The sequence below is a fragment of the Mesorhizobium sp. M1E.F.Ca.ET.041.01.1.1 genome (genome assembly GCF_003997355.1).
Classification (GTDB): Bacteria; Pseudomonadota; Alphaproteobacteria; order Rhizobiales; family Rhizobiaceae; genus Mesorhizobium.
Window position 1 is genome coordinate 1 of sequence record NZ_RZSL01000058.1, and the last position, 18,313, is coordinate 18,313.

17 protein-coding genes and 2 pseudogenes are annotated in these 18,313 nt (G+C 65.4%); 8 read left to right on the forward strand and 11 right to left on the reverse strand.

All coding sequences use genetic code 11. The features are described 5' to 3' along the window. Positions 1 to 89: pseudogene (locus EOA38_RS40260) on the reverse strand (SAM-dependent methyltransferase); the annotation flags it as partial. A 243-nt stretch (positions 90 to 332) separates the two neighbouring features. Between EOA38_RS40260 and EOA38_RS07765 the strand changes: the two are divergent. Beyond that, on the forward strand, positions 333 to 812 hold the full coding sequence (locus EOA38_RS07765; RefSeq protein ID WP_245464729.1) for a DUF2231 domain-containing protein: 480 nt from the start codon (positions 333 to 335) through the stop codon (positions 810 to 812). 120 nt (positions 813 to 932) lie between these two features. Here the strand turns inward: EOA38_RS07765 and EOA38_RS39035 are convergent, their stop codons facing one another. Then, the gene (locus EOA38_RS39035) at positions 933 to 1,103 is read right to left on the reverse strand and encodes a hypothetical protein (protein ID WP_189350162.1); all 171 of its coding nucleotides are present in this window, start codon (positions 1,101 to 1,103) and stop codon (positions 933 to 935) included. A gap of 308 nt (positions 1,104 to 1,411) precedes the next feature. Between EOA38_RS39035 and EOA38_RS07770 the strand changes: the two genes are divergently transcribed. Then, complete coding sequence (locus tag EOA38_RS07770; RefSeq protein ID WP_245480789.1) at positions 1,412 to 2,995, forward strand: tlde1 domain-containing protein; 1,584 nt, start codon at positions 1,412 to 1,414, stop codon at positions 2,993 to 2,995. Between the two features lie 80 nt (positions 2,996 to 3,075). Here the strand turns inward: EOA38_RS07770 and EOA38_RS07775 are convergent, their stop codons facing one another. Then, positions 3,076 to 3,507 carry a nuclear transport factor 2 family protein gene (locus tag EOA38_RS07775; RefSeq protein WP_126094754.1) on the reverse strand — a complete coding sequence of 144 codons (432 nt, stop codon included), beginning with the start codon at positions 3,505 to 3,507 and terminating at the stop codon, positions 3,076 to 3,078. Between the two features lie 413 nt (positions 3,508 to 3,920). On the opposite strand from EOA38_RS07775, the pseudogene EOA38_RS40265 reads away from it, so the two are divergent. Further along, positions 3,921 to 3,974, forward strand: a pseudogene (locus EOA38_RS40265) (hypothetical protein); the annotation flags it as partial. Positions 3,975 to 4,020: 46 nt separating this feature from the next. Beyond that, entirely contained in the window at positions 4,021 to 5,151 is a 1,131-nt protein-coding gene (locus tag EOA38_RS07780; protein ID WP_245480790.1) for a glycosyltransferase, read from the forward strand. Positions 5,152 to 5,153: 2 nt separating this feature from the next. Here EOA38_RS07780 and EOA38_RS07785 read toward each other — a convergent pair whose 3' ends face one another. Further along, the gene (locus EOA38_RS07785; RefSeq protein ID WP_126094753.1) at positions 5,154 to 5,909 is read right to left on the reverse strand and encodes a DUF4239 domain-containing protein; all 756 of its coding nucleotides are present in this window, start codon (positions 5,907 to 5,909) and stop codon (positions 5,154 to 5,156) included. Positions 5,910 to 6,127: 218 nt separating this feature from the next. On the opposite strand from EOA38_RS07785, the gene EOA38_RS07790 reads away from it, so the two are divergent. From EOA38_RS07790 to add, 3 genes are all read left to right on the forward strand, one after another. After that, positions 6,128 to 6,913, forward strand: a complete 786-nt coding sequence (locus EOA38_RS07790) for a ThuA domain-containing protein (protein ID WP_126094752.1) — start codon at positions 6,128 to 6,130, stop codon at positions 6,911 to 6,913. A 95-nt stretch (positions 6,914 to 7,008) separates the two neighbouring features. Continuing rightward, positions 7,009 to 8,067, forward strand: a complete 1,059-nt coding sequence (locus tag EOA38_RS07795) for a Gfo/Idh/MocA family oxidoreductase (protein ID WP_126094751.1) — start codon at positions 7,009 to 7,011, stop codon at positions 8,065 to 8,067. A 233-nt stretch (positions 8,068 to 8,300) separates the two neighbouring features. Beyond that, positions 8,301 to 9,293, forward strand: a complete 993-nt coding sequence (add, locus tag EOA38_RS07800; protein ID WP_126094750.1) for an adenosine deaminase — start codon at positions 8,301 to 8,303, stop codon at positions 9,291 to 9,293. 272 nt (positions 9,294 to 9,565) lie between these two features. Here add and EOA38_RS07805 read toward each other — a convergent pair whose 3' ends face one another. The 5 genes from EOA38_RS07805 to EOA38_RS07825 all read right to left on the reverse strand — a co-directional run bounded on the left by EOA38_RS07805 (position 9,566) and on the right by EOA38_RS07825 (position 16,054). After that, positions 9,566 to 10,291 (reverse strand): 3-keto-5-aminohexanoate cleavage protein, encoded by a 726-nt coding sequence (locus EOA38_RS07805; protein ID WP_126094749.1) that lies wholly within the window; start codon positions 10,289 to 10,291, stop codon positions 9,566 to 9,568. Positions 10,292 to 10,407: 116 nt separating this feature from the next. Beyond that, the gene (gene fhuB / locus EOA38_RS07810; RefSeq protein ID WP_189434542.1) at positions 10,408 to 12,357 is read right to left on the reverse strand and encodes a Fe(3+)-hydroxamate ABC transporter permease FhuB; all 1,950 of its coding nucleotides are present in this window, start codon (positions 12,355 to 12,357) and stop codon (positions 10,408 to 10,410) included. Continuing rightward, positions 12,347 to 13,234: an iron-siderophore ABC transporter substrate-binding protein gene (locus EOA38_RS07815; RefSeq protein ID WP_126094747.1), complete on the reverse strand. Its 888-nt coding sequence runs from the start codon at positions 13,232 to 13,234 to the stop codon at positions 12,347 to 12,349. Before EOA38_RS07815 ends, fhuB begins: the two co-directional genes overlap by 11 nt. Before the next feature lie 19 nt (positions 13,235 to 13,253). Then, a complete protein-coding gene (locus tag EOA38_RS07820) occupies positions 13,254 to 15,374 on the reverse strand; it encodes a TonB-dependent siderophore receptor (RefSeq protein ID WP_126094746.1) in 2,121 nt (706 codons plus the stop codon). 260 nt (positions 15,375 to 15,634) lie between these two features. Then, entirely contained in the window at positions 15,635 to 16,054 is a 420-nt protein-coding gene (locus EOA38_RS07825; protein WP_126094745.1) for a helix-turn-helix domain-containing protein, read from the reverse strand. A 105-nt stretch (positions 16,055 to 16,159) separates the two neighbouring features. Between EOA38_RS07825 and EOA38_RS07830 the strand changes: the two genes are divergently transcribed. Then, positions 16,160 to 16,747, forward strand: a complete 588-nt coding sequence (locus EOA38_RS07830; protein ID WP_126094744.1) for a dihydrofolate reductase family protein — start codon at positions 16,160 to 16,162, stop codon at positions 16,745 to 16,747. Positions 16,748 to 16,836: 89 nt separating this feature from the next. Here the strand turns inward: EOA38_RS07830 and EOA38_RS07835 are convergent, their stop codons facing one another. Both EOA38_RS07835 and EOA38_RS07840 read right to left on the reverse strand, forming a co-directional pair. Beyond that, complete coding sequence (locus EOA38_RS07835) at positions 16,837 to 17,031, reverse strand: hypothetical protein (RefSeq protein ID WP_126094743.1); 195 nt, start codon at positions 17,029 to 17,031, stop codon at positions 16,837 to 16,839. A gap of 146 nt (positions 17,032 to 17,177) precedes the next feature. Next, positions 17,178 to 18,313 (reverse strand): cytochrome c peroxidase (locus tag EOA38_RS07840; RefSeq protein ID WP_127298882.1); only part of this gene is annotated, 1,136 nt, incomplete at its 5' end.

Here is an 18,313-nt window from a genome sequence, read left to right on the forward strand (position 1 = left end):
GCGGCGTATGGCTCGAAAATCAACGGCACCATGTGGCGGTCGTAATTTTCCGGAATCGAGCCGGCGAACACCTTGTCCGTTTCCAACATTGCGATCATCGCCGTTCGTTTGATGCTTCGCATGACTAGCACATAAATGTTTGTTTCGGCTCGTTTTCGATCGGGAGGCGCCCAACGGCATATGCGGCTATGTCGGCTGCTGCCGACGTCGAGGTTATGGAACATTCGGGGGCAAGCTGAGTTCGGTATGTGTCCGGCTTTTTGCCGCCAAGCCAGTGATCCATTGTCTGTGGCCTGAGGGCGGCGCTCGCCACGCCTCCAGGAGGCATTCCGATGGCTCAGCATATGATCCCCCACAATCCGCACAGCACGGCAAGCATTGCCGGCCATCCTGTCCACGCGATGCTGATTCCGTTCCCGATCGCCTTCTTCGTCGCGACCTTCGTTTGCGACCTCGTCTTCTGGTGGACCGGCAATCCGGGCTGGGTCACCGCTTCGCTCTGGCTTCTCGGGGCCGGCCTGATCATGGCCGCGCTGGCGGCTCTTGCCGGCCTGACCGATGTCCTCGGCGATACCCAGATCCGCAATCTTCAGGACGTTTGGCTTCACGCCGGCGGCAACGTCATTGTCGTCCTGATCGAGCTCTACAACTGGTATTCGCGCTTCGCGCACGGCGAGGCGGCGGTGATGCCGGTAGGCCTGGTCCTGTCGCTGGTCGTCGTCCTCATCCTTCTATTCACCGGCTGGAAGGGTTGGGGAATGGTCTATCGGCACCATGTCGGCGTCGCCGATGGACCGGACGAAATGCGCTGAACTCCGCAACGCATGGTTTTCTCGCTTCAAGTCACCTCCGCCCTCCGGCTGGGGTGACTTTTCTTGGGGTGATTTGGTGCCGCAATATCTTCCGTCGGCTTTGCCGGCTGGTCCACCACATCATTGGCAGGCTTGTTCCAGTGCCACGCCGCCCGGTCGCATTTCGACCTTAATCGCTCTATACGCGGCCAGGATTGCTGCGGTTCCGATCTTCACGGTTTCTTGACAGAGGCCGGAAAAACGGGCAGCAAAGCGGGTGAGGAAGAGCATTTTTACCGCGGCGAAGACCATGGAAGGCTCTTTTTTCGTATGGACCGTCGCCACAATGGCGATTGGTGGAGGGATTGGTTAACCATCTTTGTCCATCTTTTGAATCAATCGGCAACAGACGCGTGAAGGTGCAGGGGGCACCAGGCGAACTGTGATCGTGACGGATGCCAGGTCCGCGAACCGGCATGCCGATTGAGAGTGGTCGTATGGCGTTTTTGTGTGTGAAGAACCGGGGTGACGCTCCTGAAGAGGGGGTAACTTCGAAGAAATCTGGTGGTCATCGTTGGGTTGTGGTGCCCGCTGTCGGCGCCGCGCTGGCGCTATGGTCCGTGGCCACCCTGGCTGGCCTTTATTCGGTGAGCACCACGCTTACCGCTGCTTCCAACGGATTGCCGCAGAGCCTGCTCGCGCCGCGCAACATCGCGCTCGCCGATCAGCGCCGCAAGCTTGTCAATGCCTGGGCACCGCGGCTTGCCGCGGCCGGGCCATACAAGACGGGATCGCTCACCAGGGGCTGCGATAGCGGCTGTCTCGGCCTCGCCACCAGCTTCGCGCACTCCACCCCGACCCCCTCCACCTTGGTACATGACGGCAAGGCCGCACGCCTGAAGCCGGCGGCGCCGGACAGCGTCGCGTTTGAAAAGCTCAGGGTTGCCCGTGAGAAGGCCGTGGAGGTAGCCTCCGCCGCGGACGTCGCGGATCGTTTCGACAGCGTCGTCAAGCGCGCCGGGCTTTCGCCGCAGAAACTTGCCGATGCCTTCCAGCGCGCCGAGCGCGCGCCTTTCCTGCTTGCCAGCCTGCCGGCGGCAAGCCGCTTCGGCGGCGCGGCTGAGAACGACCCGACCCAGACCGACCTGGCCGAGACCGGCCCGGCCGAGGCACGCTTCGGCTCAAATCAGGTCGACGTCGAGCGTGCCTCCGAGCTGGCGCTGGCGTTGGCCAATGTCATGCCCGAAGAGACGGTCGACGTGCCGACCGCGGTCGAGCTCGCCAACGGCGGTGCGCCGGATCTGGCAGCCGGCGCCTCTGACGGTGCTGAAGCCTCGGGGCAAGCCGCCGCTGGCCCGGGTGAAGTGCAGGTCGCCTCGCTGCCGCCGCAGGATGATTTGCCCGACAGCATCGCCGTTCCCGGCTTGAGGCCGCGCACCACACTCGAGCGCGCGACCGAGGCGCCCGAACAGAATGCCACGAGGAAGCCTGATCCGGCCAAGCCGCAGGCAACCCAGGCGGCAAAGCCCCAAGCTGCCAGGCCGGAGCCCGCGAAGCCTGAGCCCGCCGTCGATACCGCGGAAGGCCCGCAGTCGCTGCGCTCGCTGAGGAGTTCCGAGCAGGCGCTTCCGGGCGTGCAGGGCTCGAAACCAGTCAATGCCGGGCCGGCCAAGCGCGGCAAGGCGCAGCCTTCCGAGATGCTCGCCTACGCCAAGCCGGACACGCCCGAGCGCGGCGGCCTCGGCAGGGCCTTCGGGAGTCTGTTCAACGGGCCTTCGACGGGCAATGGCGTCGCCGTCTACGACATCTCTGCCGGGACGGTCTACATGCCGGACGGCTCGAAGCTGGAGGCGCATTCCGGGTTCGGCTCGATGGTCGACCAGCCGCGCTTCGTCAACCGCAAGAATGTCGGCCCGACGCCGCCCGATACCTACAATCTGTCGATGCGTGAATCGCGCTTCCACGGCGTCGAGGCGATCCGGCTGACGCCGACCAGTGGCAAGAACAAATACGGCCGCGACGGCCTGCTCGCCCACACCTATATGCTGCGTGGCGGCCGCGCCGAGTCCAATGGCTGTGTCGTCTTCAAGGACTACCACCGCTTCCTCGCCGCTTACAAGAAAGGCAAGATCAAGCGCCTCGTGGTCGTCCCGCGCCTGACCAGGTCGCCCACCCGGGTCGCCCAGGAAGGGCGCCAGGGCTAAGCCGGCAAAGCCGGCAGAGGACGCGCCCGCCGAGGCGCAAACTGCGGCTCTCATCGAGTAGGACCCAGACGGGTCCCCTTCTACTCTCCGACTATGGACGCCGGAGGGCGGGCTGAAGTTATCGGATCGGCATGACGAAGGGCGATCCTCCACGCGCCTTCTTCCCGCCGGAAAATGGTGGTGACCCGAAGCGCAATCGGCACCAGTTTGTCGCCACCACCGACCTTGGATCGGAACCGCTCGACCTCGATGACGTAGCCCAAGTCCGCTGTCGCGTACTCGGAGATGCGCTCAAAGCCGGTGGCCTCGCCGTCCCGGTAATTGGTGGCAGCCCGTTCCATGGTCGCGGCGGCCTTTTCCCACCCCTTCGCCGGCGGCCCGAACGGATTGGCGATAATGACGTCATCCCGTCGCGAGTAGAGATCTTTCAGAGGTTCAGGATTGCCCTTCACGAAGGCATCTAAAGCCAGATGATCCTGCTCGATAAATTTCGTTAGGTCAGGGGCCAACATCTTAGCGCCCTCAGATGATCGGAAAGAGAACTTTATCCGAAAAGTCGGCTCCCGGCTCGCGCTATCTCACTTCCCGGCGCTTCTGCCCGTAAATGCGTTCACGCCCTGGTTTTCGTTCAGATTGCCGGCGCCGATTCCCTGAACTTCGGTCGGATCGTATTCTTCGCCGCCATCGGCGCGCCGAGCACGATCAGCGCGCGGGCAAAGGTTTGCCGCAAGCGACGGATTGCGACGCGGCGACCTCGCAAGAGGCGCCCTGGCAAACGTCGGAAATCGGCGGGATTGGCGGGACGGCAAGGATATCTGTCCCTCCCAGAAGATAGATATGGCGCACCCCGGGCTTGCGGCAAGACCCCGGTCATGCCGTATGTACGCTGCCCTTGACCTTATTTTTTGGGAAAGGGAGTTCCTGAATGCGGATTTTGTTGTCGACCTATGGTTCGCGCGGCGACGTCGAGCCGGTGGTGGCGCTCGGCGAGCGGCTGCAGGCGCTCGGCGCCGAGGTGCGGGTGAGTGTCCCCGGTGATGAGGAGTTTGCTGCGCTATGTGCCCGCGCCGGCGTGGGCCTTCTCGCCGGTGCGCGCATGGGCGAAGGAAATGATCAGGCGTTCGGCGGACGCTTCGCCCGAGAGCCGGGCGAAGCTCATCTCCGGCCAGGCGGCCGAGATCCTCGCCAGGCAGTTCGACGCGCTCATGGCGGCCGCCGAAGGCTGCGATGCCGTGGTGGCGTGCGGCCTTTTTCCCTCCTGTGCCGCCGCGCGGCTGGTCGCCGAGCAGCGGGGCATCCGCTGCATCCTTGCCACCTTCTGTCCGATCTGGCTGCCGTCGGCGCTCAACCGGCCCTTTGAATATCCGGGACATCCGCTTCCAGCCGGCGTGACCGACAACAGGGCGCTCTGGGACCATGATATCCGGACCAAGAACGCGCTGTTTGGCGGCGCGATCAACAGCCATCGCGCATCGCTCGGATTGCATCTGTTGGACAATGTCCGCGACTATGTCTACGGCGATCCTGTCCTGCTTGCCTGCGACCCGACACTGGGGCCGTGGCTGCCCTCGGACCTGATCGACGCCGTGCAGACCGGCGCCTGGATCCTGCCGGACGAACGGCCGCTCCCCGACGGGCTGGAAGCGTTCCTCGAAGCCGGCTCGCCGCCGGTCTATGTCGGCTTCGGCTCGATAGCGGTCGCCAGGGAAGCGGGCCGCGCGGCCATCGAGGCGGTCCGCGCCAGGGGCCGGCGTACGGTCATCGCGCATGGCTGGGCCGAGCTCGGCCCGATCGACGATCGCGACGACTGCTTCGCCGTCGGCGATGTCAACCAGCAGGCGCTCTTCCGCCGCGTGGCCGCCGTCATGCATCACGGCGGCGCCGGCACGACCGCCGCCGCGGCGCGGGCAGGGGCGCCGCAAGTCGTCATGCCGCAGATCGGCGACCAGCCTTACTGGGCGCGGCGGGTGGCCGAAGTCGGCATCGGTGCCGCTCATGACGGCCCGACGCCGACTGCGGAATCACTATCGGCGGCGTTGGGGACGGCGCTGGCGCCCGAAACCGGTATCCGCGCAGGCGAGGTCGCCAGCAGAGTCCGCGCCGACGGCGCGGCGGTAGCGGCGAAGCGGCTGCTCGATTTGATGAGTCAGCCGTGAACTCACTGCGTCAGTTCTGCCAGCGCCCTTTGCAGGGGCGCCGGCGAGACCTGGATCGGGCCGGAGAAGGGCGTGTCCATGTCCATGATCAGATAGATCGCCGCGGCCGCCAGCGCCCCCGAGATGAGGAATGTGCCGACGATGGTGGCGTTGCGCGGCGCCCGGAAGCCGAAGCTGGCGAAGATCAGCATCAGCCAGGCGACGAGAAGCGCGATCAGCGGCACGGGGATGATGCCGTCGGACTGTTCGACCAGCACCCAGCGCTGCTCGATCACCTTCTGCAGCAGCTGTTGCGCATTCTGCAGCGTCGCGGCGTGCCTCGCCTCCGGCGGCGTCAGGACCGCCAACTGGTCGCCGACCTGGTTCAGCAGCAGCTCGGACAGCCGGTTGGCGACCGCCGGCGTCTTCTGGGTGGGCGAGGTGGCGTCGACGACCCGCTGCACATAAGCGGCGAGCGAAGCGCGCGCGATGCCTGTCTCGGGTCCGTACTGCCTCAGCGAGCGGTCGAGCAGGATCAGTTGCGTGGCGAAGCTGTGGACGTTGTGGTCGATGGTCTCGAACGTGTTCTTGGCCGAATTGATCATCAGGCCGAGCACCAGCGAGGACATCACCACGAAGAGGTTCGCGGCAAGCCGCACCACGGCGCTGGTGTCGTCCTGACGGTGATGGGCGGGAAAGCGCTCATAGACCATCAGGCTGACCAGCGCCGCCCCGGCCAGACAAGCAAAGATCGCTGTCCCTACAAGCACTTCGCCCATCGCCAATATTGCGCACGGGAAGGGGCGCTTGCCAATCGGCTGGAGGAAGTTGAATCAGTTTGGTGGCATAAAGGCCTATGTCGTTGTTCGGAAAGGATGCTCTCGGCTGAACTCAGTCCGAAGCAGAGCGAAGGTCGAAAACCGCTTCCAATACTGGCGCAAGACGCTATCTATGGCGCGGGGCGGCTCCACCCTCACAATCATGCACGAGGCTATCCATGACAATACGCGCTGTCGTCTGGGGCGAGAACATCCATGAGCGGACCAACGAGGTGGTCGCCGGCATCTATCCGGAAGGCATGCACGCCACCATCGCCAACGCGCTGAATGCCGACCCAGGCATCTCCGCCTCGACCGCGACACTGGAGCAGCCGGAGCACGGCCTGCCGGAGTCCCGCCTTGCCGAGACCGACGTGCTTGTCTGGTGGGGTCACAAGGACCACGGCGCGGTGACCGACGAGGTGGTCGAGCGCGTCGCCCGTCGCGTCTGGGAAGGCATGGGGCTGATCGTGCTTCACTCCGGCCATTTCTCGAAAATCTTCAAGCGGCTGATGGGCACGCCCTGCACGCTGAAATGGCGCGAGGCCGGCGAGCGCGAGCGGCTCTGGGTGACGAGCCCCAGCCATCCGATCGCCGATGGCGTCGGCGAATATTTCGAGCTCGAGAACGAGGAGATGTATGGCGAGCAGTTCGCGGTGCCGGAGCCGCTGGAAACGGTGTTCATCTCCTGGTTCCAGGGCGGCGAGGTGTTCCGTTCAGGGCTGACCTATCGGCGCGGCACCGGCAATGTCTTCTATTTCCGGCCAGGACACGAGACCTATCCGACCTATCATGACGCCACCGTGCACAAGGTGCTGCGCAACGCGGTGAAATGGGCACACAACCCGCAAGGGTCGAAGCCGGCCATCCTCAACGCGCCGAACGTGCCGGTCGACGAGGCGCTGGAGCCGATTGTCGAGCGCGGCGGCAAGCTGCACGCGGCCGGCGAGGCCGGGTTCCGCTAAAGAACTCCAACAGCGGTTTTCCGTCTGGAACTGCGTAGAAATACCACTTAGACACATCCGTCATTGAATCGAACCAATTCCTTCGGAGAAGCATAATGCGGCTTTTGATACTCGGTACCGGCTGGATGGCGCAGGAGCATGCGCGCCGCTTCAGCGCCATCGAGGGCGTCGACATCGTCGGCGCCGTTGATGTCGATCCGGCCCGCGTCGGCGAATATGCCGACGCCTACAAGATCCCGAAACGCTTCACCTCGCTGGAGGCGGCGCTCGACTGGGGCGATTTCGACGCGGTCGCCAATGTCACGCCGGACCGCATCCATCATCCGACCACCATGGCGCTGATCGCCGCGGGCAAGCCTGTGCTGTGTGAAAAGCCGCTGGCCGAGAATTTCGGCAAGGCGAGCGAGATGGCCGATGCGGCGGAAGCGGCCGGTGTCGTCAACATGGTGAACCTCACCTATCGCAACGTGGCTGCGCTGCAGAAGGCGCGCCAGATGGTGCAGGCGGGCGAGATCGGCACGGTACGCCATGTCGAGGCGTCCTATTTGCAGAGCTGGCTGGTGTCGAAATTCTGGGGCGACTGGCGCACCGATCCGAAATGGCTGTGGCGGCTGTCGCGCGGTCACGGCTCGAATGGCGTGCTGGGTGACGTCGGCATCCACATCCTGGATTTCGCGAGCTATGGCGCCGCCCTCGACATCGACCACGTGTTCTGCCGGCTGCGCGCCTTCGACAAGGCGCCGGACAACCGCATCGGCGACTATCAGCTCGACGCCAATGACAGCTTCGCCATGACGCTCGACTTCGCCAACGGCGCCTTCGGCGTCGTGCATGCCAGCCGCTGGGCGACCGGCCATCTCAACGAGCTGCGGCTGCGCATCTATGGCGACAAGGGCGGCATCGAGGTGGTGCACAATCTCGACGGCTCGATGCTCAAGGCTTGCGTCGGCGAGAATGTCGAGAACGCCAAATGGGACGTGCTCGACGCCGGCACGGTGCCGACCAACTACCAGCGCTTCGTCGAGGCGGTGAAGAGCGGCGTGCAGACCGAGCCGAACTTTCGCCACGCGGCGGGTTTGCAGAAGGTGTTGGACCTCTCCGTGGTGTCGGACGAGAAACGCGCCGAGTTGAGGGCCAACGCGGACACGCAATAGCGCCTTTCCTCGCCCCCGCCAAAGCGGGGGAGAGGTGTCCGCGAAGCGGACGGAGAGGGGGCCTTCGTAGGGCGCTCCCCTCTCCGTCTCGGCTTCGCCGAGCCACCTCTCCCCCACTCCGTGGGGGCGAGGAACGGGCTCCCGTGCGCGCCACACAATTCTTTCAATCATTTCTTGAAGCTTGGGCCTGGCGTTTCGTGATTTGATGCAGCCATTAGCTCGGGAGGCTTCCATTGACCGACTACATCGCATTGCCGAAGGCTGAAGTGCACATCCATGTCGAGGGCTGTTTCGAGGCCGACGACGTGATCAGGAATTGCGAGGAGGCCGGCATTCCGCTGCGCGCCCCGCGCGACAGGCTCTTCGAGGCCCACGACCTGAAGAGCTTCCTCGAAATGCTCGACTGGCTGTGCGGCACGTTCCGCACGCGTGAGCAACTGGCCGTCACCGCCTATAAATTTGCGCGGCGCATGGCCAAAAGCGGCGTGCGCTACGCCGACGTCATCGTCAACCCGACCCACTGGCCGCACTGGCACGGGAACATCCCCGGAATGATCGACGCCTTCGATGCGGGTTTCGCGGCCGCCGAGCAGGATGGCTACCCGTCGGTCGGGCTTTGCGTCAGCCTGCTGCGCACCCAGTCGGCCGAGGATGCCATCGAACTGGTGGAGTTGCTGAGCAGGATCAGGCATCCGCGCGTCGTTGCCCTTTCGATCGACGGCAACGAAGCGGCCGCCGGCCGCACCGGTCCGCGCTTCGCCGAGGCATTCCGCCGCGCCGCGGCGGCCGGATTGCGGCGGACCGTCCATGCCGGCGAGTCGAGCGGTCCTGAAGGTGTCCGCGACGCGATTGAACTGCTGGGCGCCGACCGCATCGACCATGGCGTGCGGGCGATCGAGGAGCCGGCCCTGGTCGACCTGCTGGCGCAGCGGCGGATTCCTCTTGGCATCTGCCCAATCTCCAACATCACGCTCGGCGTCTATCCAGCGCTTGCCGAACATCCTATCGATGCGCTCCGCAAGGCCGGCGTCGCCGTCTCGATCAACACCGACGATCCGGCGCTGCTCGACACGACCCTTGAAGCCTCTTACGCCGCCTGCGCCGATACCTTTGGCTGGGACGGCGAAACAATCCGCCAGCTCGCCGCGACATCGGTGCATGCGAGCTATGCCGATCCTGCCGTGAAGGCACGGATCCTGGCGGACCTGGCGATTTGGCGGGGCTGACAAGGCTTCCGTTCCTAGGTGCTCCAACCGAACGAGAGGCGCGGAACTCAGGGCCGATGCGGATAGGCGGTGAGGCCGGAGCGCCAATCTCCCCCCTTGCGGGGGAGATGCCCGGCAGGGCAGAGGGGGGGTGCTGTCCCGCTAGCTTGTCAGCTGTTGTCGGTCACGACATCCGGTGCAAGGTCTATTGCGAGAAACCGCCTGCGCCGGCGATCCTTCACACCCCCCTCTGTCCTGCCGGACATCTCCCCCGCAAGGGGGTAGATAGACCGTCATCTGTTGCCTCGATAAATCCCCACCGCCGCGGCAACCAGCGCGGCGTTCCCCGCAGCCACACTTCCGTCCAGCAACTCCTTGCCGTCCTCCAGTCCGACGCGCGTCGAAAATTTCCGCGCCGCCGCCCGCTCGACGAAGGGCCACACGGTCGCGTTCTCGCCATGCAGCAGGATCGCGCGATGGACGCCTTCGCGTTCCAGCACCTTCACAATGCCGTTTGCAATCGCGAATGCCTCGTCCAGCTTCTGCTCGGAAATCTCGATCAGCACGCGCAGCACCCGCCTGCCATGGTCGAGGCTGGCCAACCTTAGCGCGTCGCCGATCGATGCCAGCCCGGCCTCGATGCCGACGCCGCGGTCGCGCAAGGCCTCCATCACTTCCGGCGCCGCCGCTTCGCTGAGATTGACCGAGGCGTAGTCGGGCAGCTCCTTCCAGCCGGCGATTGCCGCAAGCGTGCGCCTGTCGTCCTTCTCGATCCAGGCGCCGGTGGAGACACCGATCAGCGTGCCCGGACAGGCGCGGCGCAGCGCCGCCACCGTCCGGTCCATCGCTTCCGGGGCGAGGCTTTCCTGATGGTCGGCGCCGCGCGCATGGACATGCAACTCGGCGGCGCCCGCCGCGATCGAGGCCGCGCCATCGCGCGCCATGGCATGCGCGTCGAGTGGCAGGGCCGGATGGAAATCGGCGGAGCGGGCGCCGTTGATGCAAGCCTGGACGATCATGACGATGGCGATCCTGTTGCTGGGCCAAGTCTAGCGCAGGCAGGGCAAAGCGGAAACGGCGGATGGTTAGGCTTGCCGACCTTTGTCCGGCTGGACACGGGGGGCTCGCGGAAACCTCAGGAGGTCTTCCGCCTTCCCATCGCAACCCCCATCACCGCCACGCTCCCGATCAGCACCGACAGCACCCCCGCCGGCAGCTCCGTCGGCGCAAACACCACGCGTCCCATCCAATCCGCGAACACCACCAGCGCAGACCCGATCATCGCGGCGCCGAACAGTTGCGGCCTGGCGCGACGCAGTTCGATGAGCCCGGCCAGGTGCGGCGCGAGCAGACCGACGAAGCTCATCGGTCCGACGATCAGCGCCGCCGCCGCGGTCGTGACCGCCGCCAGCACCAGCACGGTGAGACGCGCTGCGTGCAGCGGAACGCCGAGATTGGTCGCCATGCCTGCTCCCAGCGGCAGGATCTCCAGCCAGCGCCCGGCAAGCGCGGCGAGCAGCAGCCCGGCAATGCCGGCGCCGAGCACGAGGACGGCGAAATCCAGCTCCACCCAATAGGTCGAGCCGCTCAGCCAGGCGAGCACCTGGCCCGAGCGCGGATCGCCGAGCGCCAGGAAAAGCAGGCTCGAGGCATCGAGCAGCGCGGTGATGGCGATCCCGGTCAGCAGCAGCCGCTCCGGCGTGAAGCCGCTGTCGAGCCCGAGCAGCAGGATCGCGCCGGTGACAACCAGCGCGCCGACCGTCGCGCCGACAAGCTGCAGCTCGGCGCCGGCATCGGCGAAGAGAAGCAGCACCGCGATCAGCCCCATGGCGACGCCGCCGCCGATGCCGAGGATTTCCGGGCTCGCCATTGGATTGGCGAACAGGCGCTGGACGAGACAGCCGGCGACGCCGAGCCCCAGCCCCGCGCCGCAGGCGGCGACGACGCGCGGCAGCCGCCAGGGGAAAGCCTCCGAATAAAAGCCGAAACCATCCGGCGCGCGGCCAACGAGGAAGGCTAGCGCGAGCGCCAACGCAAGCGCAATCGCCAGTCCGGCGAGCACAAGCGCCGGCCGCCTTGCGCCGCCGGTACCGAGGCTTGCCACCAGCCCGCCGTCAGTCTTCAGCATCAGGCGCGGCACGCGTCTCAGCAAGAAGATCAGCATCGGCGCGCCGATCAGCGCGGTGACGGCGCCGGTCGGCAGATCGGCGGCCTGGTCGGGCGGCAGGAGCTGGATGAGCTGGTCGACCATCAGCACCAGGGCAGCGCCCGCCAGGGGCGCGGCGACCAGCCGCTCGCCGAGCTTTTCCGCGCCGAGAACGCGCGCCAGATGGGGAGCCGCCAGCCCGACGAAGCCGATGATGCCGACGGCCGCCGCCACGCTCGCCGAAAGCAGCACGGCAATAGCCACAAGCAGCGGCTTCAAGAGCGTGGTCAGGCCGAGGCTCTTCGCCTGCTGGTCGCCGAAGCCGAGGATGAGCAAAGGCCGCGCCAAGGCCATGGTGGCGATTGCGCCGGTCGCGACGCGCAGCGCCAGTTGCTCGACGCCGCTCCAGCCGTCCTCGACCAGTGAGCCGGCGCCCCAGATGAACATCGAGGCGAGATATTGCTGGTTGAGCAGCATCAGGAGGCTGGAGATCGAGCCCAGCGCGAAGCTGACGACGAAGCCGCAGAGTATCAGCGTCGTCGGGTCGGCACGCCAGCGCCAGCCGACCGCGGCGATCAGCCCCCAGGCGGCGAAGGCGCCGGCGATCGCCAGCAGCTCCGGATGCGCGGCATGCAAGGCAGGCGCGGCAAGCAGGCCGATGGTTAATGCCAGATGCGCGCCGGCGTTGCCGCCGAGCGTTTCCGGCGCGGCAAGAGGGTTCTGCAGCACCTGCTGCATCAAGACGCCGGCCAGACCCAGCGCCGCGCCCGCCAGCAGCGACACCGTGAGGCGCGGCCAATAGGCGTAGTCGAGGAGCAGCGCGCGCACCGCTTCGCTGCCGCCGATATCGGCGATGTTATGGGCGATCAGTCCGCCGACGAGCAACAAATAGGCGCCGCCCGCGAAAGAGACCGCCAGCCGGCGGCGGTCATGAAGCATGGCCGCGCTCGAAAAGCCGCGTGTGCTTGAGAAGCAGATCGGCGAAGCGGCCGGCCGACGGCAGGCCGCCGAAACCCCAGACGCTCTCCAGGATCGCATGGTTGCCAGGGGCGAAGACCGGCAATTGGCCGAGCAGCCCGTCACGCGCCGCCAGCTTGGCGCGCACGGCTGGCGGCACCGGCTCGATCACCAAAAGGGCCGCGTCGCGGATCGCGAAGAGCTGGTCGACGCCGGCATCGGCAAAACCCCAGAAATTGCCGTCGCTGGTCCAGGCGTTGGCGAGCCCGGCGCGCTTCAGCACGTCGTCGAAGAGGCTGCCGCGGCAGAACACCCAGGCATGGCGGTCGTCCTGGAAATAGAGCACCAGCACCGGCTTGGTCTGCGCCGTTCCGATAGCATCCCTCAACGTCGCAATCTTGCCGTCGGTGGCGGCGATCAGATCGGCCGCCGCCTGCTCGCGGCCCAGCACCGCGCCGAGCCGCATCGCGTTCTCCTGCGCATGGCGGTAGGGCTCGAGGTCGTTGGTGAAGGTGGCGAGGCTGATGACCGGCGCGATCTTGCCGAGCACCGGCTCGATCGCCGTGAACTGCGGCGTCGACAGGATCACGTCCGGTTTCAGCGCCGCCAGATATTCGAGGCTGGGCGTCGCCCTCAGCCCGATCTCGGCGACATTGGCGGGCAGGGCAGGCGAGCCGACCCAGTCGCGGTAGCCGGCGGTTTCGGCAAGCCCAAGCGGCGTGATGCCCAGCGCCAGCAGCGTCTCGGCCGTGCCCCAATCGATGGTGGCGACGCGCTCGGCATGTGAGGGCACGGCCTCGTCAGCCGCCGGCGGCACCGGCAGCAGCGCAAGCAGGAATGCCAAAAGCGTTGCGATCACGAGCCCCGACCGGCGGCCGTTACCATTTGTAGCCCATTGTCAGGCTGATCTCACGGCTCTCGCCGTAGAAGCAGGTGATGTTGCAGGAGGCGACATAGGCCTTGTCGAACAGGTTGGAGACGTTGAGCGCCGCCTTGAAGTTGTCCTTCTCGTAGCGGATCGCGGCGTCGACCACGGCGTAGTCCGGCACCTTCTGGGTGTTGGCGGCATCCGCGTAGGAAGAGCCGACATAGCGCACGCCGCCGCCGATGGTGATGCCTGGCAAGCGGTCGGAGGGGATCGCATAGTCGAGCCACAGCGAAGCGAATTGTTCCGGCGTACCGGTCGTCACCTTGCCGATCTCGGCCGGATTGCCTTCCTCGATCTTGAGGTCGTACCAGGTGTAGGCGGCGGTCAGCTTCAGGTCCGGCGTCAGCTGGCCGACGGCTTCGAGCTCGACGCCGCGCGAATTGACCTTGCCGATCTGCCGGTTGAACAGCACGCCATCGCTGGTCACGACGTTTTCGCGAGTCAGGTCGAACAGCGATGCGGTCAGCATCACATCCGGCAGCCATGTCGGCTGGTATTTGACACCGGCCTCGTATTGCACCGCCGTTTCCGGCTTGAAGGCATGGCCGGTGGCCGTGTCGGTGCCGGTCAATGGCAGGAACGAGCGCGAGACGCTGACATAAGGCGAGATGCCGTTGTCGAAATTGTAGATGACGCCGGCGCGGCCGCTGAAGGCGTCGGCGGAATAGCTGGTGCGCACCCCGGTCGGGCGATCGGTGACCTTGGTCTGCACGTCGTCGTAGCGGCCACTGAACACAAAATTCCAGCGGTCGATCTGCATCGTGTCCTGGGCGTAGAGGCCGGTCTGGTTCTGCAGCGTGTTCGACTGGTCGTAGCGCGATGTGACCGGCGGCGCGCCGCTGTAGACAGGGTTCAGCACATCGAGCGGCGGGGCGTCTTCGTAGCCCGACTCGTCATGCAGGTCGAAGCGCTTGTAGTCGAGCCCGAGAAGCAGCGTGTGGTCGATCAGGCCCGTGGACGTCTGCCATTCGACCTGGTTGTCGACGCTGAACAGGCCGAGATCCGGCTTGGACAGGAAGTTGGCGCGGTCGAGCAACGCCGTGGTGGTGGTCGGCGTGCTTACCCAGCCTTCACCGTAGACGTTGCGGAAATCGACGTTGAGATGGCCGTAGCGCAGGTTCTGGCGCACGGTCACGTCATTGTCGAAGCGGTGCTCGAATTCGTAGCCGACCATCTGCTGCGAGCGCTCGAACTTGTCGACGCTGGGCTCGCTGGTGAATAGTTCGCGCGGGATTTTCCCGAAGGGCGCGTCGACGACCGTACCTTCATACGGCAAAAAGTTCTGGCCGCGCGTCTTCAGCTTCGAGACATTGGCATAGACGGTGAGGCTGGTGTCCTCGTCCGGCTTCCAGGTGATTTCCGGCATGATGGCGAACTGGTCGTTGTCGGTATAGTCGACCTGGGTGCCGCCATAATTGCCGGTGGCGATGAAGCGGTAGGCGAGCGTGCCGTCCTTGTTGACGCCCTCGACGTCGAGCCCGGTCCATAGATTGCCGAACTCGTTGACGCCGATCGCCGTCTCGCCGCGGTTCTGGAAGGTCGGCCGCTTGGAGACGAGGTTGATGAGGCCGCCCGGGTTAGAGGCGCCGTAGAGCGCCGAGGACGGCCCGCGCAGGACGTCGATGCGGTCGAGCAGATAGGGGTTCACCTTCCAGGTCGCGAAACTGTCGCTCGACTGCAGCTGCAGCCCGTCGAGGAAGTAGCTGCTGACTTGCGAGGAGAAGCCGCGGATCAGGAACCAGTCGTTGCGGGTGTCGTTGCCGAAGGTTTCGGAGCGGATGCCCGGCGCATAGCGCGTCGCCTCGACGACGGTCCGCGCGGCCTGGTCCTCGATCTGCCGGCTGCCGACCACGCTCACCGCTTGCGGCGTCTTTTCCAGCGGCTGGGCGGACTTGGCGGCGCTGGCGTCTTTCTTCGCCTTGTAGCCGTCGAAGTCGGAGGCACCCTCGCCGGCCTCGCCCTCGATCTGGATCGGCGCCAGCACTTCCTGTTTCCCCTGCGCCAACGCATGTGGCGGATGCAGGAAAGTCGTTGCCAGCAAAAACCCCGCCAGAACGCGCCGGTTGTTCATCACGCCGATCCCCATCTCGATACCGCCGGCAGCGCTATTCAAGATGAGTAAAAGAGTCAACTTATAATTTGTCGGGCAAATAAGGTGTTGGCGGGGAGGCCTGCTGATCTCCCCCCTCGCGGGGGAGATGGCCGGCAGGCCAGAGGGGGGTCGTTTCATGTAGATCGCCGACGTTGTCTCTCGTCGCGAAAGCGTCGGCGCTCCACGCGCGGCGACCCCCTCTGTCGCCTTCGGCGACATCTCCCCCTCAAGGGGGGAGATCAGCAGGCCAGATGCTCCGCCCGCAGCTTATCCTTCATCCGCTTGATCGCCGGCTCGCCGCCGGCCGCCAACTTATCGGCAACCCGGGCCAGCTCATCGTCGGCCTTGCGATATTTGCTCCCCCAGGCGCCGAGCGTCGCCAGCACCGGCAGCAGGTCGATGCCGGCTTCCGTCAGCCGGTAGATCGCCTTCAGCGAGTGAGAAGGATCTTGGCTGCGGGTGAGGATGCCTTCATCCTGCAGCGTCTGCAGCCGCTCGGCGAGCGTGCGCGAAGAGATGCCCTCGTCCGACTGCAGGAATTCGCGAAAATGTTTTTTCCCGGCAAAGACCAGGTCGCGGACGATGAGCAGCGTCCAGCGGTCGCCGAGCAGTTCGAGCGAGAGGCTGATCGGACAGCCGGACCTATCCCGGGTCGACATGGCTACGGTTCCGTTTTTAAATCACTTTACAATTGACATCATTCATTGAGCGGGTCAATACTTCCAAAAGTAAACCGTTTTCAGAAACACGAGTAGGACCGCCCAATGAAGAAGCTCATCCTGCAGATGCAGATGTCGGTCGACGGCTTCGTCGGAGCTGATCAGGACCATCGCTGGCAGCTTTGGGAATGGGGCGACGACAGAGACTGGGACGACGAACTCAGGCAGGACTTCAACGCTGTGTTCGAGAACGTTGACACCATTCTGCTCAGCCGCAAGATGGCCGAGGAGGGCTACCTGAACCACTGGGGCAATGCGGCGCGGAAGTTCCCACAGGATCGTTTCTATGCCTTCGCCAAGCGTATCGTCGAAGCGCGCAAGGTCGTGCTGAGCGACAGGCTGAAGGTCTCGCGATGGGAGCGCACGAGTATTGCCAGCGGTGACTTGCCGCGCGAGGTCAGTGCGTTGAAGGCGGGCGAGGGCGGCGATATCGCCGTCTTCGGCGGCGCCGGCTTCGCCTCGGCGCTGATCGCCGCCGGCCTGATCGACGAGTTCCAGCTCTTCATCAACCCGGCGGTGCTGGGCAGCGGCCGCCGTATCTTCGACCAGGCCGGCTTCGCCAGGCTGACGCTGATCGGCTCGAAAGCCTATGCCTGCGGCATGGTGGTGAACCGCTACGCGCCGGCCGGGTGAGGGACCTGGATCACTCCGGCAGAAGGCCGTCTCAACCGCTTGTTCGCTGCGCTTTTCCCGGAGGAAAGGGGAACCGCCCGTGGTCCGCCTTACTGGCCTTGACGAGACCCCAGTACATTGATTTCCCGGTATCCCGCCTCATCGTTGGCCACGGCCGCGAGCTGCAGGGCTTCATGCGATGTCAGGCCAATGAGCACGCGGCCACCAAATTCGGCGGGCTCCTCACTAGCCGTATCAAACACCGTCCAGCGGTCGGTCGGGTCCTGTAAAGCGACGAATCTCATCCGAGACTCCATCCATGAAGGACTTCTAATATAGAAGGTGTTTCATGGCGGTCCTGTGATCTAGCCCACATACGCTTTTGTCCGATTCGATACCGGACGGCAAATCCGCGCCGTGCGCTCGGGCAACACAAGAGGCCTCGCCGCCGTCACCGCCCCGCCGCCTGGTCGGCGTCGGTCAACGTGCCGAGGAAGGCGACGATGTCGTCGATCTCGGCGTCGGTCAGCGCCGGCCTGTCGCCCGGCTTCCTGCCATTGAAGGGCGGGTCGGTGTTGAGGTTTCCCCAGCAAACCTTTGGCAGGTCGTCGAATTTATGAACCTTGCCGTCGGCATTCTTCGGATACCAGCGGCCGGGATCTGTGTCGCGGCTGGCGTAGAAGGCGACTGCTTCGCGCAGCGTGTGGAAATAACCGTTGTGGAAAAAGCTTTTGCGCAGCGCGACGTTGCGCAGCGTCGGTGTCTTGAACAGGCCGCAATATTCCACCCGGCCCTTGAAATCGGTGCGCAGTGGGCCACACAGGCCAAGGTCGAAATAGTTGGGATCGGCATTGGCGGCGATAGCCGGGTTGCGCGGCACGGCGATCGCGATCAGGCCGTAATCGGTGAATTGCGGCGGCTTGCCGTCGTTTGCCGGTTCACCTAGATGGCAGCTCGCGCAATTGCCCTTGGCCTCGTCTTCGAACAGCGCGCGGCCGTGCAGCTCCTGCGCGGTAAGCTGCGCCTTACCAGCGAGGAAGGCGTCGTAGCGGCTGGAATAGGGATAGAAGTCGGCGCTGCTCTGCTCGAAGGTGCCGAGCGCCTCGACCGCGGCGTCGAATGCGTCCTGGGGATGATCCAGCACATCGGCGCCAAACGCCGCTTTGAAGGCATCGGCATAAGCCGCCTTGCGCAAGGCTGCGACTATGGCGGCTTCATCTTTGTTGCCCATCTCGAAGGGCGAGAGCAGCGGGATCCTCGCCTGGTCCTTGCCATGGTCGGCGCGTCCGTCCCAGGTCAGCCCGCCGGTCGGCCCGTTGTCGACGCTCTCGTCGCCCTCGTCCTCGGAATCGTAGAAATGCTCGGTGAAGGCGGGCGCCGCCTGCAGGTAGCGCAGCGACGGCACTGCGCGTAGGCCGGGCCGGTCGAGGTTCGGCCCGCCCATTTCGACCGGCGCGGCGGAAGCTGGCCCGAAGGCATGGTTGGGGTCATGGCATGACGAGCAGGCCTGCCTGCCCGAGGCCGACAGCGACGGATCGAAAAACATCTGCCGCCCGAGCGCCGTCAGCGCCGCGGCGCGCGCAAAGG

What these genes read in the sequence shown, in the direction of transcription:
- EOA38_RS07830 (WP_126094744.1), top strand. Translation starts at nt 16,160, where the DNA reads ATGAAGAAGCTCATCCTGCAGATGCAGATGTCGGTCGACGGCTTCGTC.
- EOA38_RS07765 (WP_245464729.1), top strand. Translation starts at nt 333, where the DNA reads ATGGCTCAGCATATGATCCCCCACAATCCGCACAGCACGGCAAGCATT.
- EOA38_RS07795 (WP_126094751.1), top strand. Translation starts at nt 7,009, where the DNA reads ATGCGGCTTTTGATACTCGGTACCGGCTGGATGGCGCAGGAGCATGCG.
- EOA38_RS39035 (WP_189350162.1), bottom strand. Translation starts at nt 1,103, where the DNA reads ATGGTCTTCGCCGCGGTAAAAATGCTCTTCCTCACCCGCTTTGCTGCC.
- fhuB (WP_189434542.1), bottom strand. Translation starts at nt 12,357, where the DNA reads ATGCTTCATGACCGCCGCCGGCTGGCGGTCTCTTTCGCGGGCGGCGCC.
- EOA38_RS07785 (WP_126094753.1), bottom strand. Translation starts at nt 5,909, where the DNA reads ATGGGCGAAGTGCTTGTAGGGACAGCGATCTTTGCTTGTCTGGCCGGG.
- EOA38_RS07790 (WP_126094752.1), top strand. Translation starts at nt 6,128, where the DNA reads ATGACAATACGCGCTGTCGTCTGGGGCGAGAACATCCATGAGCGGACC.
- EOA38_RS07820 (WP_126094746.1), bottom strand. Translation starts at nt 15,374, where the DNA reads ATGAACAACCGGCGCGTTCTGGCGGGGTTTTTGCTGGCAACGACTTTC.
- EOA38_RS07825 (WP_126094745.1), bottom strand. Translation starts at nt 16,054, where the DNA reads ATGTCGACCCGGGATAGGTCCGGCTGTCCGATCAGCCTCTCGCTCGAA.
- EOA38_RS07835 (WP_126094743.1), bottom strand. Translation starts at nt 17,031, where the DNA reads ATGAGATTCGTCGCTTTACAGGACCCGACCGACCGCTGGACGGTGTTT.
- EOA38_RS07805 (WP_126094749.1), bottom strand. Translation starts at nt 10,291, where the DNA reads ATGATCGTCCAGGCTTGCATCAACGGCGCCCGCTCCGCCGATTTCCAT.
- EOA38_RS07775 (WP_126094754.1), bottom strand. Translation starts at nt 3,507, where the DNA reads ATGTTGGCCCCTGACCTAACGAAATTTATCGAGCAGGATCATCTGGCT.